At 69.7% G+C, this 277-nt stretch carries 1 protein-coding gene; it reads right to left on the reverse strand.

Going from position 1 to position 277, the window contains the following annotated elements:
• A partial coding sequence (locus tag SCA31_RS23155) for a sulfurtransferase (protein WP_410699374.1) occupies window positions 1-277 on the reverse strand: 277 nt, incomplete at both ends.

Below are 277 nucleotides of genomic sequence, written 5' to 3' on the forward strand. Positions count from 1 at the left end.
GGGAGGAACCGGCCGTCCGCGTCGAGATTGAGGGTGGTGGGCGCGCTTACTGCCCCGGGGATGTGGCCGGCCTTGGGATCTATAGGTTCCACTTCGCCCCGGTAGCGCTCACCGGCACGGGCATCGAGCAGCACGCCCTTGCTGTGCCACCGCGATGCCTCTTCCTCGGTGATGACCGGCATTCCGGCGCCCGCGAGATTGACGCTCCCTGGGACCACGTCCCGGTCACCGGTTTCAACACGGAAGCCCGCCGCGCGCCAGGCGGGAAGGCCGCCGT

Source organism: Chryseobacterium sp. SIMBA_028, assembly GCF_046535285.1.
Lineage (GTDB): Bacteria > Bacteroidota > Bacteroidia > Flavobacteriales > Weeksellaceae > Chryseobacterium.